Genomic DNA, 14,471 nt, shown 5'->3' on the forward strand with positions numbered 1-14,471 from the left:
AGTCTCAAATAAGCGCTTATGGCTACACTTGCTGATCCCGACACCGATTTCTCGCGTCTGCCCGACCTTCCGCACGACGTGTTCACCGCGCCGCTCGCAAAACCGCCGCATCTGGGCGATGACTGGCTCGAGCCCGCACAAACCGATTATTCGAGCGAGGATCACGCAGTCTGGAACGACCTTTTTGCACGCCAGATGGAGGTACTGCCCGGCCGGGCGGCAAGCGCATTCATGGCAGGCCTTGAAAAGCTCGATCTGTCGCGCGGTGGCATTCCCGAATTCGGCGCGCTGTCGGAAGAACTGGGCGCGCTGACGGGATGGAGCGTGGTGCCGGTCCCGATGCTGATCCCCGATCACGTGTTCTTCTGGCATCTCGCCAATCGCCGCTTCCCCGCGGGCAATTTCATCCGCACGCGCGAAACTTTCGACTACATCCAGGAGCCGGACGTCTTCCATGACGTCTTCGGCCACGTGCCGATGCTGACCGATCCGGTCTACGCCGACTACATGCAGGAATATGGCCGTGCCGGATGGAAGGCGATGCATTACAACCGGCTGAAAGCTTTGGGAGCGCTTTATTGGTACACAGTTGAATTCGGCCTGATCGAGGAAGCGGACGGTATCAAGGCCTACGGCGCGGGCATCCTGTCGGGTCCGACCGAGGCAAAGTTCGCGGTCGAGGCAGAAAGCCCCAATCGCATCATGCTCAATGTCGACCGGGTGATGCGCACCGATTACGTCATCAGCGATCTCCAGCCGACCTATTTCGTGATCGAAAGCTTCGAAGACCTTTACAAGCAGACGGTCGAGCGCGATTTCGACCGGCTGTATCGCAGTCTCGCGCCAAGCTTCACCTACGCCAATTCCGCGATCATCGACGTCGACAATGTCGTCCACCGCGGCACGCAGGAATACCATCTGAGAGGTGGCAGAGGCTCAGGCGCAGCGCCAGTCTGACCGACACAAAAAAGGCTGGAGGTGCCCTCCAGCCTGTCGAATATCGATTGCGAATGCTTTAGGCTTCGAGCCGGGGCCTTAGCACCGTGTGATAAAGGATCAGCGCCGCACTGCCGGAAACCAAAGCTGCGACCAGAGCCATCAGCGAAAGTCCGCCGAGGATGGTGCCGCTGTTGAAGATGAGACCGATGAGCAGCGTCGCGGCGATACCGATTCCGATCTGGCGCAGGATCTCACGAGAATCCTCGGTACGCGCGATGATCGAGGCCAACCAGCCCAGTGTCGCTCCCATTACTATCAGCACCAACAATGCCATCACTTCGCTCTTCGTTTACTTAATATCTATTCAATTGCACAACGCGCAGTATCGCCCGGTGGTTCCAGAAACGCGTACTTTGCCACGCCTAGAAGAAATAGAACAATGCGCAGCCCATCGCCACACGGTAGAGCACAAACACCATCATCGACGCGCGTTTGAGGAAGTTCATCAGGAACGCCATGGTCGCGAAGGCCGCGATGAAGGTGAGCACACCGGCGATCAGCGCGTCGAATGCAAGCACCGACCCTGCCTCGAAAATCTCCGGCACGATCAGCACCCCCGCGCCCGCGACCGCGGGGATCGAGAGCAGGAACGAGAACCGCGCCGCCTCGACACGCTTGTACCCCAGGAACCGCGCCGCTGTCATGGTGACGCCGGATCGGCTGGTGCCGGGGATGATCGCCAGCGCCTGCGCGATGCCGACGATCAGGCCGTCACGCCACGTCATATCCTCGAACGACTTCACCTCCTTGCCGATCCAGTCCGCGAGCCCAAGCAGGATGCCGTAGACGATCAGGTTGAACGCGATGAGATCGGTGAAGCGGATCGATGACATCAGGTCGTCCTCGACCACGGTGATACCGAGCCAAGTCTCGGCGAGCGAATTGAACGCACCAAGTTTGATCGCCAGCCCAAACGCGACGGCGGGGATGGTCCCGAGCACAATCCACCAGAACAACCGGCGCTCTGCCGGCGCATTGGCCCTGTCTGTGCCAACGCCGATGCTGGCAAAGCCGCCGCGCGCGAGGACCAGCACGTCCTTGAAGAAATAGACGATAATCGCGAGCAGCGATCCGACATGCACCGCAACGTCGATCAGTGGGCCCTGATCGGAAAAGTCCGTCAGGTAAGGGATCAGGATCAGATGCCCCGAAGAGGAGATCGGGAGGAACTCCGTGATCCCCTGAACAACCGCAATGATGAGAAGCTGAAGAAAAGTCATGGCCCGCGCTCCTTGGATGAAGCGCGGGCCAAGTCAATTCGTTAGCGAAAATCGCGGGTAAAAATCACCAGATGCGGATGCGCCGTTCCGGTGGAAGGTACAGCTCATCCTCGGGCGTCACATTAAACGCCTCGTACCATGCGTCGAGATGCCGCACCGCGTTATTGAGTCGGAATTCGCCCGGCGGGTGGTTCGCCGTCATCACGCGGTTGCGCAGTGATTCCTCGCGTTCCATCCCGCGCCAGATCTGGCCGAAGCCGAGGAAGAAGCGCTGGTCGCCGGTGAGACCGTCGATCACCGGTGCTTCTTCACCGTTCAGCGACATCCGGTAAGCGCGGTAAGCCATCTGCAGGCCGACCACATCGCCCAAGGTCTCGCCCATCGACTGGCCTGCGCGAAGACAAACCGGCCCTTCGGGGCTGTCGACCGGGCAATGGGATTCGATGAACTCACCCATCGCATCGGTGAATTCGACGAAGCCCGCGCGGTCTTCGTCCTGCCACCAATTGCGCAGCGTGCCGGTGGCGTCGAATTGCGAACCCTGGTCGTCATAGCCGTGACCGATCTCGTGCCCGATGACCGCGCCGATACCGCCGTAATTGACCGCCGGATCGGCGCTGCCATTGAAGAACGGCGGCTGCAGGATCGCGGCGGGGAAGACGATGCGGTTGGTGAGCGGCGAATAATACGCATTCACCGTCTGCGGCGTCATGCCCCATTCGGTCGGGTCGACCGGCGAACCCAGACGAGAGCGCATTTCTTCATCCCACCAGCGGGCGGTGGAAAGCGCATTCGCGAGCGGATTGTCGGCCGAAATCTCCAGCCCTTCGTAAGCCTTGAACTCGTCGGGATAGCCGATCATCGGCACGAACCCTTCAAGCTTGGCCCGCGCCTCCTCGATGGTCGCGGGCGTCATCCACTGGTTGTTGTCGAGCGCTTCGCTCATCGCTTTCTGGAGGTTGGCGACCAGTTCATCCATCCGCGCCTTGCTTTCGGGCGGGAAGTACTGTTCGACATAAAGCGCGCCGAGTTGCTCACCCAGAGCACCCTCGACCGCGGCGATTGCGCGCTTCCAGCGTTCCTGCTGGACTTCGCGCCCGTTGATCGTCTTGCCGTAAAACGCGAATGTCGCGTCATCGAGCTCGCTCGACAGGAGCGCAGCGTTGTTGCTCAGGAAAGATTTGGCGAGATAGGCCTTCAGCGTCGGAAGCGGCGTTTCGGTGATCAGCTGCATCATCGCAGGCAGGCCGCCGCCGATGCTCTCGAGCTGTTCTGGCGTCAGCTTCTGCGCTTCGATCTCGTCAGCGGTTGGCGGAATCTGCCGCGCAAGGAAGCGAGGCTGGCCGTCAAGCTGCGCCGATGTAAGCAGCGTCGCTATCGGGAAATCGCCCGCCATCGCGGCCAGGTCTTCCGGGCTCAGCTCGTTATAGGTCAGCTGCGGCATGCGCAGGATCGGCCGCGCCCATTCAAGCTCGGCGACTTTGCTTTCGAAGGCGTAGACCGCTTCGGCTGCGCCGCGCGCATCGGCATAACCCGCAGCGTTCAGCACCGTTTCGAGATAATCGACGTAGGCTGCACGGATCGCGAGATTGCTTTCCGAATCCACGAGGTAGTAATCGCGATCGGGCAAGCCCATTCCGTCGAACCCGATCCCGACCGCATATTCCGTCGGGTTGCGCGCATCGATCGTCACGTTCGCGCTTACGAGCGAAGGATAACCCGGCTTTCCGAACAGCGAGACGAGCGAAGTCAGATCGTTCGCGCCGTAGATCTCGGCAAGATAGGGCTGCGCCGGAGCAAGCCCGCTGGCGTCGATTGCCTCGACATCCATGTAGGCGTTATAGGCATCGACGATGCGGGCCGCCTGCGTGCCGGGCTCCGGGTTGGATGCGACCAGCGTTTCGACGAGCTTGCGGACATCCTCGGTCGCGCCTTCGCGCAGCAGGTCGAACGCGCCGAAGCGCTGGCGGTCTGCCGGAATTTCATTCGCGGCGACCCACTTGCCATTGATGTAGGCGTTGAAGTCATTGCCCGGATCGACCGTCTCGTCGATCAGCTCGGTGCCGACGCCCCACGTGCCAAAGTCCATTGTCGGCGTTTCGGATTCGCCGGCCTCGGTCTCTTCCAGCAGCGTTTCGATGGTGTGAGCGCCAGCGGCGTCATGGCTTTCGGCCATGGCAGGCGCGGTAAAGGCGAGCGCAGCGATGCTGGCGCCCAGAAGAGCATTGGTTCGTATCATGATGGAGCGTCCCGGTTTGCAGTGGTCTTCCTAGGTCGAAGTTTTCCTATCCCAACGTCCGCAGCAATGGTGTCATTCGTCCGACTGCAAGGCCCGCTGGTCGAAAAGATATGGGGTGGACCCGCGCTTTGCGTGGGGAGCCCGCCGTTCAGGCAGCTTCATCGGCGGCGAATTGCAGCTTTGCCAGCCGCGCATAGAGCCCGCCCTTGGCCGAAAGCTCTGCGTGATTGCCCTGCTCGACGATTGCGCCATCTTCCAGCACCACGATGCGATCGGCCGCGCGCACGGTTGCCAGGCGATGCGCGATGACGAGCGTGGTGCGCTGCTGCATCAGCGTCTCGAGCGCCTGCTGGACGAGTTGTTCGCTTTCGGCATCGAGAGCGCTGGTGGCCTCGTCGAGCAGCAGGATCGGCGCATCGCGCAGCAGTGCGCGGGCGATGGCCACGCGCTGTTGCTGGCCGCCAGAAAGCTGCGTGCCGCCTTCGCCCAGATAGGTGTCGAGACCTTTTGGCAGGTCGCGCAGGAACCCCTCGGCATTGGCGGCGCGCGCGGCTTCCCAGATGTCCTCGTCGCTCGCGTCCCAGCGGCCATAGCGCAAATTGTCTCGTGCATCGGCGCTGAAGAGCACGCCGTCCTGCGGAACCAGCGCCAGCCGCTCGCGGATATCGGCAGGGTCCGCCTTTGTCAGCGCCACTCCGTCGAGCCGGATCGTGCCGAGCTGCGGATCGTAAAACCGCTCGACCAGCTGGAAGATCGTCGATTTGCCGGCCCCCGATGGACCGACGATCGCCACTGTCTCACCCGGTTCGATTTCTAGCGTGAAGTCCTTGAGCGCGGGCGTTTCGGGCCGCGCGGGATAACGGAAAGTGACATTGCGGAACGACAGGCTGCCGCGCGGCGGCTGTGGCAGGCTCTGCGGGCGAGCAGGCGGTGCGATGCTCGGCTTGGCCTCGAGCAGTTCAGCGAGGCGGCTCGCTGCGCCCGCTCCGCGCAGCAGCTCTCCATACACTTCGGTCAGCGCGCCAAATGCGCCTGCAACGATCATCGCGCCGATGATGAAGGACAGGATCGTGCCGCCGGTTATCTCGCCCGCGGCAACCCCCTCCGCCCCGCGCCACAGGATGAGGACGATGGAGCCGAAGATCGCGAGGATTATGATCGACGTCATGACCGAGCGCAGGATGATCCTGCGACGCGCGGTTTCGAACGTCCGCTCGACCGCATCGCCGAACCGGCCCGCCTCGCGGTCCTGCTGACCGAAGCTCTGCACGATCTTCATCGCGCCCAGCACTTCGGTAACCATCGCGCCGACATCCGCCACGCGGTCCTGGTTATCGCGCGAGATGCTTCGTATCCGGCGTCCGAAAATCACGATCGGGAGGATCACCGCCGGGATGCCGATGGCCAGCCAGATGGTGAGGCTGGGCAGCAGCCAGAACAGGTAGATTGTCCCCCCGATGCCCAGGAAGATGTTTCGCAGAGCCACCGAAACGGTCGTCCCCACCACCGTCTCGATAATCGTTGTATCCGAGGTCATCCGGCTGGAGATTTCCTTGGGACTGTTCTCTTCGTAGAACGACGGCGACATGCGCAGCAGGTTGCGGTGCACCTTGCGCCGGATGTCCGCCACCACCCGCTCGCCGATCCAGCTCACGAAATAGAACCGCGCCGCCGTACCCAGCGCAATCACGACGACGATGACAAGCAGATACCGGAACCAGCGGCCGATATCCCCAGCCTCTCCGCCTGCTCCGCCGAACCCGCGATCGACGATCAGCTGCGAGGCAGCAGGAATGGCGAGCGTGCCCGCAGCGGTCACGACCAGAGCGATCAGGGCAAGCGCGACCTGTTGCGGGTACTTCGCCGCCTCGCGATAGACCATGCGCAGCGGCGCCAGCGATCGCGGCTTGCGCGGCGAATTGGCTGCGTCCTGTTCCTCGATTTCGCTTTCGGGGGAAGATTGCGCGTTCATTTCGACGCCGATCTAGCCACGACCTGCATAAATTTCACGTGCAAAAAGCACACAGGTCCCCCGCTTAATGGCCCCAGCAGCTCCGTTGTGCGTTGCACAATACGGGCAAAAGGCCCATCTGTCATGTAACGCACGCCTCTTCGAAGGCGTATTACAGCTCACCGCAGCATGTGCGGTTCGAGCCGAAAGGGGCCCAGAATGCTTTACCACGCCTATGAAATACAGCGCAGCTGGATGAACAGCGTCAGCTCGTGGGCGTCGATCAGTTCGTCGATCCTGACCAACCCGGCCAATCCGTTCGGCAAGATGGGCTCGCTGCCTCTGACGGCCAGCGCGCTCGACGTGTTCGCCCACGCAACCGCGGATTACGGTAAACCAGCCTTCGGCATCACCGAAGTGGAAACCAGCGGTCAAGTCTATCCGGTGATCGAGGCGACCGTCGTCAACCGCCCGTTCGGCGATCTCAAGCGCTTCCGCCTCGACGGTGTGAGCGACAACCGGCCGAAAATGCTGATCGTCGCCCCGATGAGCGGCCACTATGCGACCCTGCTGCGCGGCACTGTCAGGCGGATGCTGGAACAGTATGAGGTCTACATCACCGACTGGGCCGACGCGAAGACGGTGCCGCTGCACGAAGGGGATTTCGACCTCGACACTTACATCGATTACTTGATGGAATTCCTTGAGTATATCGAGGCGCAGGAGCCCGGCCAACGCCCGCATATGCTCGCCGTATGCCAGCCATCGGTCCCCGCCTTTGCCGCGACCGCGCTGCTCAACCAGCACAAATCACCCGCGGCTCCGGCGACGCTCACCATGATGGGCGGCCCGATCGACACCCGCGAATGCCCAACCTCGGTCAACGACCACGCGATGAACCGTCCGATCGAATGGTTTCGCAATTCGGTGATCGCGACTGTGCCAATGAAATATCGCGGCGCGGGGCGTAAGGTCTATCCCGGCTGGATGCAGCTGTCGGCGTTCATGAGCATGAACCTGCGCAGCCACATGATGAGCCATTACGAGATGTACAAACACCTCACCGCCGGCGATCAGGACAGCGCGCAAGCGACCAAGGATTTCTACGACGAATACCGCGCCGTGTGCGACATGACGGCGGAATTCTATCTCCAGACGGTCGAAGAGGTGTTCCAGAAACACTCGATCCCCAATGGCGAATTTCGCCACAAGGGAGAGATCGTTGACCTGACGCAGATCACCGACACTGCGCTGCTCGCAATCGAAGGCGAGCGCGACGATATTTCCGGCCTCGGCCAGACACGCGCCGCGCTAAAGCTCGCGACAGGGCTCAAGGAAAGCAAGAAGCGGTACTACATGGCCGAAGGCGCAGGGCATTACGGCATCTTCAACGGCAGCCGCTGGCGCACAAAGGTCGCGCCGGTGGTCGAGGAGTTCGTCGCAGCGCATTCCTGATCAGGGTTTCTGCGGCCACGTCGATCCGGTGGCCGCGGCTTCCTCGCGATAGAAGCTTCGAAGCGCATCGCTGATGATGCGCGGCGCGACCGTGTAATGGTCCTCGCCATCGTAGAACCGGCTCGTGACCGATAGCCCTTCATAGCCGCGCAGATTGAGCGTTTCGATAAAACGCGCCGTGCCTGTCAGAATGCCGCCTGCGTTCAGGAACCATTCGTTCCCTTCCTCGCCGCCCGCGCCAACAAAAATCTCGACCGGCAGCGCGTCATTCTCCTGCGAAAAAACCTCTTCAAGCTTGAACACGGCATCGCCCACATTCGCCATTGCGGGCGATCCAATGATCATGCGATCGAACAGATCTGGCCGGGTGAAGAGCGCGTAGCCCGCGAACAGTCCGCCGAGCGAATGGCCGTGCAGGATATGGTCATCGGCAAAGCGGAATTCCGCCGCAAGCTCCGGGCGCAGTTCGTCGGCAAGGAAAGCGAGGAAATCCTCGGCGCGATGAGGATAGGGCGGGAAAGGCGCGACCGAACGCACCGCTTCGCGGTTGAGACCGGGTGCCGCGAAACCTTCACCGGGCGGCGAGAATTCGATGACCCTGCGGCCTACACCGGCAAGGCCATCCTCGCTCGGGCTGCCGACGCCGATCACGATCACCTCGGGCATCATGTTGCCCGCCACCAGTAGGTCGACCGCAGCGATGGCGCTGCGCGTCATCAGTGGATCGTCGAGCACCCACAGGACAGGATACCGGGCATCGGGCTTCACCGCGTAAGTCGCCGGCAGCGCGATGGTGACGGCATGCTCGTATTCGAAGCGGTCGGACTGGACCCGGCGCGTCTCCAGCACCTCCATATTGGCGCGGGCACCGGGCGTATAAGCCAGCTGCGGGTTGGCGGAGGCTGTCTGCGGCGCGAGCATTCCGGTGACAGCGGCGAGCGCGGCGACGGGCGCCAGAAACGTGCGAATCATTGATTCCCCTAAAGAAAAGACCCTGCCGATTGTAGTCGGCCAGCTTTTTAGGTGTGCCTGTTCGTCGAACGAAGCGGTCGTTGGTCGAGCGCTTCGCTCGAAAACAGCACCGTTCCTATTTCGTGGGGATCGCACACTTGGATTGAGCCCCTGTTACCCAGATGTACCGCGTTATTTCGACCGAGCTTGCGACGGCAATGGGGCTACTTCGCCGGAAATCGCTTCGTATATGAGCATTCTTGCCAGGTGGATTGCCAGTGAATTGTTGCTGCGATCATCCGTGCATACCATCACGCCTACCCGCTCATCGGGAGCATAGCGAATGTTCGCGCGCGCTCCCCCGCCGCTATGGCCGACTGTCAAGATGTCGTTCTCGGTCTCGATGACGCTTCCGAGGCTATAATGGTCCACGCGATAACGCTCGTCGGTCAACATCGATTGCCAGACGGTGGGATCGATGACGGCGTGCTTGTTGAGCGCCACGAACAGCTTACCCATATCGTCGGCGGTGGTTTGATAACCGCCAGCGCTAAGGAGAAACGCAGCTTGGTCTGCATTGCGCGCGCCCGGATGTGCCGTCTCGGTCAGCCCGGCGGGCCCAGCCACGTAATCGCCGACCATATCCGAAAATCCTGCCCGAAGCGATCGAGAAGAATCATTTCGGCAATGGCGTAGCCCGATTGGCGATAACGCGAGAATTCGCCGGGCTCATAGTCGAGCGGCTCATCGCGAACTTTTCGGTAGATGTCACGATTGGTGGAAGAGGAATCGGCTGCAAAAGTCCCAAAATCCTCTCTGTTGACGACCATCGGTATACCTGAGGTGTGGTTAAGCAGCCGGAAAAAAGGAATGTTCTCCCAAGCAGAGGGCGCATCTTCGATATACGCGCCGAGGGGCGCATTCAGATCGAGTTGGCCTTCATGATGCAGCTTCGAATAAGTTAGAGAGGCTAAGACCTTGGTCGCGGAGAACAATCCGCATGAGGTCGATGACGTGAACGCCTCACCGCCTTCGGTTTCGCCATAGCCATTTGCGATCAAGATCCGGTCGTCTTGAACCACGGTCAGAGCAAGACCGGAAACTTCGAATGTTTCCATCAGTTCTGGAATTCGCTCGAGCGTCGGCAGCGCGTCGGCGCTCGGCTGAGACGGCGGCGCATCGCTCTGCGCGTGCACCGCGGGACAACTTCCGAGCAGCGCAACCGCCGCTGCGTACAAAATCCTCAAACTCACTCTCCTGCGATTACACTTGTAGTCAATGGCTAGTGTTGCTGAGGTTCTATGTCAAATCAGCCCCTTGCGAAGTATGGCCGACGCAGGATTGTTTCGGCGGCGCCAATTGTGTGGACGATGGCTGAGTTCGCGCCGCGACGCTTGCCTCTCTCCAAGCCTGGTCACCAAAGCGCCCGATAGTCAGGCCGCGGGGAGAGCCCGCAAGTATCGAGCCGTCATGATTCTTATCGGCGCCCGGCGACATCATAGGGTTCGCCGAAGTCCCCGATCGGGATCTCCAGCTTTGCCCTGTCCCATCCAGCCGCCGTAGCGATCGCTGAATATGTCTCCTTGAGGAAGCCGAGCAGCATCGCATCCGGATCGTCGGTTTCCAGCAGGCTCGCATAGGGGAGGATGAATTCGCCCAGGTCGCCGTGCCAATAGGCATGCAGCGTCGTCAGCTCGGCATCGGCGAGCCCATCGGGCGACGGGTAGCCGTAGGCGTAGAAGGCGGCCTCTTCCACTCCTCCTCCGCCGAGCCAGAATCCTGCGCTGGCGACTTCGTGGCTGTAAGCCTCGCGAGTGACACGGTCGGGAAGGTTCGGAAACCCGCCCGGATGAAGCGGCGCCTCGCGACCCGAAAAGCGCGTCACGGCGAGATCGAAGCTGCCCCAGAACAGGTGGCTCGGGCTGGACTTGCCTACGAACCCGCTGCGGAAATGCTCGAAGACACGGTTCGCGCTGCGGAAGGCGGCATGGATACGGCGAATTGCATTCGGATCCCAGCGCCGGACGCGCTCGTCCTTCGCAAAAGGAACAGCGGTTTCGACTTCGTTGGGAGCGCCGGAGATATCGGTCGAGATACCCCCTTGTGAAAGGAGCGCTTGCAGCTCGTCCAGGAATGCGGCGACGGTCTGGCCGGCAATGGGCATTGCCGAGCGGAATCCATCGGAGGTTTCCAGAACCACTTCGCCCGCGATGCAATCGAACAGCAATTCCGCATCGCGCTCACCGGCGACAACGGGATATGTTCGAAAACCGCGAGGGACGACGCGCAGCGCCACGTGCCAGCCGTGATTGCACCAGACGCGGGCACGGGTGGGCAGCTTGCCGATGACCTGCAGATAAGCGTGGCACGTCTCGATCACCGCCTTGTCGGCGGCGTAATCGAGCCGTGGCCAACGCCTGTCTGTCATATCTGTCCTCTTACGGATGCCGGGCCATCCGCTCCGTCATCTCACGATCAAAACACCTCGAACAGGCCCGCTGCGCCCATGCCGCCGCCGACGCACATGGTGACGACGACGTACTTCGCGCCGCGGCGCTTGCCTTCGATCAGCGCGTGGCCGGTGCAGCGCGCGCCGGTCATGCCATAGGGGTGGCCGATCGAAATCGAGCCGCCATTGACGTTGAGAATGTCGTTATCGATGCCGAGCTTGTCGCGGCAGTAAAGCACCTGCACGGCGAACGCTTCGTTGAGTTCCCACAGGCCGATATCGTCCATCTTCAGGCCGGTCTGCTTCAGCAGTTTCGGGATCGCGAAGACCGGGCCGATGCCCATTTCGTCAGGCTCGGTGCCCGCGACCGCCATGCCGACATAGCGACCGAGCGGCTGGAGGCCTTTCTGCTCGGCGACCTTCGCTTCCATCAGGACACTCGCCGAAGAACCATCCGACAGCTGCGAGGCGTTACCGGCGGTGATGACCTTGTCCGGGCCCATCACAGGGTTGAGCGACTGCAGACCTTCGAGCGTGGTCGAAGGGCGGTTGCCCTCGTCCTTGGTGATGGTGACTTCCTGCTGGCTGACTTCGCCAGTTTCCTTGTCCTTCACCATCATCGTGGTGGTGACAGGCACGATCTCATCGTCGAACTTGCCTGCTTCCTGCCCGGCAGCCGTGCGCATCTGCGATTGCAGCGCGTATTCGTCCTGCGCTTCGCGGCTGATGTTGTAACGCGCGGCCACCGTCTCTGCGGTGCCGAGCATCGGCATGTAGACGTCCTTGTGCATCGCAATTAGCGAGGGATCGGGCGCGACGCGCATTTCCGGCGTCTGGACCATCGAGATCGAGTCCTGACCGCCGCCGACGACGATATCCATGTTGTCGACCACGATCTGCTTGGCAGCCGTTGCGATTGCCATCAGGCCCGACGAGCATTGGCGGTCAATCGTCTGTGCAGCGACCGTCACCGGTGCACCGCCGCGCAGCGCGACCTGGCGGCCGATATTGCCCGCCTGCGTGCCCTGGGTCAGCACCGCGCCCCACACCACGTCGTCGATCTCTCCGGCATCGATACCGGCCCGCTCGACCGCGGGTTTGAACGAAAGCGCGCCAAGCGTCGCGCCGGGAGTGGCGTTGAAGCCGCCTTTGTAGGCTCGGCCGATAGGTGTGCGGGCGGTGGAAACGATGACTGCATCGCGTGACATCAGAAATACCTTTCAATCAGTGTCGGGGGCGCCGGATTTTCGGCGACGATAAGTGTAAATTGCGGCGCTGCGAAGTCAGCCGCGCAGGATCAGACAAAAGCCGTGGCGATCACACAAAATACATCGTGATCCATTCGCAGATCAGGGCAGGCTTGTCCTCGCCTTCGATCTCCATCGTGACTTCGGAGGTCTGCTGCCACTGGCCGGGGCGCTTCTCGACCATTTCGAGCAGTTTCCAGTGGCCGCGAATGCGCTTGCCCGCGCGGACCGGCGCGATGAAGCGGCATTTGTTACCGCCATAATTCACGCCCATCTTCACGCCGTCGATCTTGGGCGTGTCACTGTTCGCGCCGAGATACGGCATCATGGACAGGGTGAGAAAGCCGTGCGCGATCGTGCCGCCGAACGGCGTCATCTTGGCGGCTTCTTCGTTGACGTGGATGAACTGGTGATCGCCCGTCGCATCGGCGAACTGGTTGATGCGCTCCTGGCTCATTTCGACCCATTCGCTAGTGCCGATATTTTCGCCGGTCTTTTCGGCCAATTCTTGCGGGGTCATTGAGCTCTCCTCGTTTCTTGTGCGCCGCGCCGCATTGGGAGCGGATGGCTGTTTACGTAAGCGTTAGATGGGGCGTTACATGGCAGGCGAGACGGGTTGATGCAATGCGTCAGGTCGGGCGGAGACGCTGCCGTTACGGCATCGCTCGGTACCGAAATGGGAATCTGGCCGGCGACGCGATGAACGCGGCGTCGCGCGCCCATGACCAAGCTGACGCAGTACGATGCGAATCGCGCTTCGCAGCACCGATTCATCGTTATCCAAGCCTTTACCAAGCTGCGTTAGAGCAGGCGTGGACGCAGCAGGGGCATAATGGGTATTTTCCAACGAGTATCAGCAGGCCGCGCCGGATCGGACGGTGCGTGGCAGAGGCGCGAAAAGCAAACCGTTGCTTCGCACGCAGCGTTCGTGCCGATGCTGGCGGTCTGGGGCGCTCTGGTTTCGGCGTTGAGCGTGCTTGTCGTGCCGAGCGGGCTGCTTATGCAATCTGTTGCCGATATCGGCCTCGGCGCCTTGCAAAGCCTGCCGCCCCTAGCCATCGCCGCGCTCGCAGCCTGCGTGGGAGCTATTCTCGCAGCAGGGTTCGCCGCCGCGGTGAAGCGCCAGATTGCGCAACAGCCGAATCCCGCCAGCGTTCAGCCATTCAACGCTCAAGTCGAGCCCATCGACCCGATGTCCGAACTGGGCAGCGCGGCGCTGGACGAGCCACTCGCTCTCGAAGACCACATGGCGATCGAGCCGGAAGGCAGCGGATTTGAACTCGATGAACCGGCAGTGTTGGAACCAGCGGAGCTGCTCGCCAATGCCCCGGAGCCTGCGGGCGAACACTTCGAGGATACCGAGAACACGGTCGACCATCTTGAAGCCCGTGAAGCGCCCCGAGAGATGAGCCTCGCTGAATTTGCCGAACTGCCGGGCCGCAATGCCGTTTGGGTGCAGGAGGAGGCGGAGGAAGAACCCTCGGTCGCCGAACCTCCTCCAGCGGTCGTCGAAGAAGCGGCAGAGGAAGAATCCTCACTGGCCGAACCTGATCCTGTGGCGGTGAACGAAAGCGCCGAAGCAGAGCGGGTCGCTGTCAAAGAACCTGCCCGTGTCGGCCCTCAAGCCGCAATCTCGAAGTTGCGCGGTATAGCAACCGATGACCTCAGCCTGATCCAGATGGTGGAACGTGTCGCCGCCGCGCTTCATGAGCGTCAGCAAACGGGCGCTCGCACTGCACCGAATCGCCGCGAGGAAGCGCTAGCCGAGGCCCTGAAAGCGCTCACGGTGCTTTCCGGGGGCCGGACCGCCATGGTCTCGGCAGAAACGGGAGGCTTGCAGGACAGCGCACTTGAATTGCGCACCGCGCTCGCCAAGCTGCAGGAACTGCGCGGAGCGGCCTGATCGGCGACTGGCCCGCTCGATCTGCGTATTAAACGCATAGACTTAGCTTGGCACTGC

The 14,471-nt window shown here is 61.6% G+C and carries 13 protein-coding genes; 3 read left to right on the top strand and 10 right to left on the bottom strand.

Annotated elements, in window-relative coordinates; all coding sequences use genetic code 11:
• The first annotated feature begins 18 nt into the window (after positions 1 to 18).
• Entirely contained in the window at positions 19 to 957 is a 939-nt protein-coding gene (gene phhA, locus IB285_RS12240) for a phenylalanine 4-monooxygenase (protein ID WP_190788429.1), read from the top strand.
• Between the two features lie 58 nt (positions 958 to 1,015).
• Here phhA and IB285_RS12245 read toward each other — a convergent pair whose 3' ends face one another.
• From IB285_RS12245 to IB285_RS12260, 4 genes are all read right to left on the bottom strand, one after another.
• Positions 1,016 to 1,273 carry a hypothetical protein gene (locus IB285_RS12245; protein WP_190788430.1) on the bottom strand — a complete coding sequence of 86 codons (258 nt, stop codon included), beginning with the start codon at positions 1,271 to 1,273 and terminating at the stop codon, positions 1,016 to 1,018.
• An 88-nt stretch (positions 1,274 to 1,361) separates the two neighbouring features.
• Positions 1,362 to 2,219: an undecaprenyl-diphosphate phosphatase gene (locus tag IB285_RS12250; RefSeq protein ID WP_190788431.1), complete on the bottom strand. Its 858-nt coding sequence runs from the start codon at positions 2,217 to 2,219 to the stop codon at positions 1,362 to 1,364.
• A gap of 64 nt (positions 2,220 to 2,283) precedes the next feature.
• Positions 2,284 to 4,458 carry a M13 family metallopeptidase gene (locus IB285_RS12255; protein ID WP_190788432.1) on the bottom strand — a complete coding sequence of 725 codons (2,175 nt, stop codon included), beginning with the start codon at positions 4,456 to 4,458 and terminating at the stop codon, positions 2,284 to 2,286.
• A 148-nt stretch (positions 4,459 to 4,606) separates the two neighbouring features.
• Entirely contained in the window at positions 4,607 to 6,430 is a 1,824-nt protein-coding gene (locus IB285_RS12260) for an ABC transporter transmembrane domain-containing protein (RefSeq protein WP_190788433.1), read from the bottom strand.
• Between the two features lie 198 nt (positions 6,431 to 6,628).
• Between IB285_RS12260 and IB285_RS12265 the strand changes: the two genes are divergently transcribed.
• Complete coding sequence (locus tag IB285_RS12265) at positions 6,629 to 7,864, top strand: polyhydroxyalkanoate depolymerase (protein ID WP_190788434.1); 1,236 nt, start codon at positions 6,629 to 6,631, stop codon at positions 7,862 to 7,864.
• Here the strand turns inward: IB285_RS12265 and IB285_RS12270 are convergent, their stop codons facing one another.
• From IB285_RS12270 to IB285_RS12295, 6 genes are all read right to left on the bottom strand, one after another.
• The gene (locus IB285_RS12270; protein WP_190788435.1) at positions 7,865 to 8,836 is read right to left on the bottom strand and encodes an alpha/beta hydrolase; all 972 of its coding nucleotides are present in this window, start codon (positions 8,834 to 8,836) and stop codon (positions 7,865 to 7,867) included.
• A 171-nt stretch (positions 8,837 to 9,007) separates the two neighbouring features.
• Entirely contained in the window at positions 9,008 to 9,457 is a 450-nt protein-coding gene (locus tag IB285_RS12275) for a serine hydrolase (protein ID WP_190788436.1), read from the bottom strand.
• The gene (locus IB285_RS12280) at positions 9,421 to 10,062 is read right to left on the bottom strand and encodes a serine hydrolase domain-containing protein (RefSeq protein ID WP_190788437.1); all 642 of its coding nucleotides are present in this window, start codon (positions 10,060 to 10,062) and stop codon (positions 9,421 to 9,423) included. The genes IB285_RS12275 and IB285_RS12280 overlap by 37 nt, the downstream gene beginning before the upstream one ends.
• A gap of 230 nt (positions 10,063 to 10,292) precedes the next feature.
• A complete protein-coding gene (locus IB285_RS12285) occupies positions 10,293 to 11,243 on the bottom strand; it encodes a DUF5996 family protein (protein ID WP_190788438.1) in 951 nt (316 codons plus the stop codon).
• A 47-nt stretch (positions 11,244 to 11,290) separates the two neighbouring features.
• Positions 11,291 to 12,472, bottom strand: a complete 1,182-nt coding sequence (locus IB285_RS12290) for an acetyl-CoA C-acyltransferase (protein WP_190788439.1) — start codon at positions 12,470 to 12,472, stop codon at positions 11,291 to 11,293.
• 109 nt (positions 12,473 to 12,581) lie between these two features.
• Complete coding sequence (locus IB285_RS12295) at positions 12,582 to 13,031, bottom strand: MaoC family dehydratase (RefSeq protein WP_190788440.1); 450 nt, start codon at positions 13,029 to 13,031, stop codon at positions 12,582 to 12,584.
• Between the two features lie 312 nt (positions 13,032 to 13,343).
• Between IB285_RS12295 and IB285_RS12300 the strand changes: the two genes are divergently transcribed.
• Positions 13,344 to 14,414 carry a hypothetical protein gene (locus tag IB285_RS12300; protein ID WP_190788441.1) on the top strand — a complete coding sequence of 357 codons (1,071 nt, stop codon included), beginning with the start codon at positions 13,344 to 13,346 and terminating at the stop codon, positions 14,412 to 14,414.
• Positions 14,415 to 14,471: the final 57 nt, after the last annotated feature.

The sequence above is a fragment of the Erythrobacter rubeus genome, from assembly GCF_014705715.1.
GTDB lineage: Bacteria > Pseudomonadota > Alphaproteobacteria > Sphingomonadales > Sphingomonadaceae > Erythrobacter > Erythrobacter rubeus.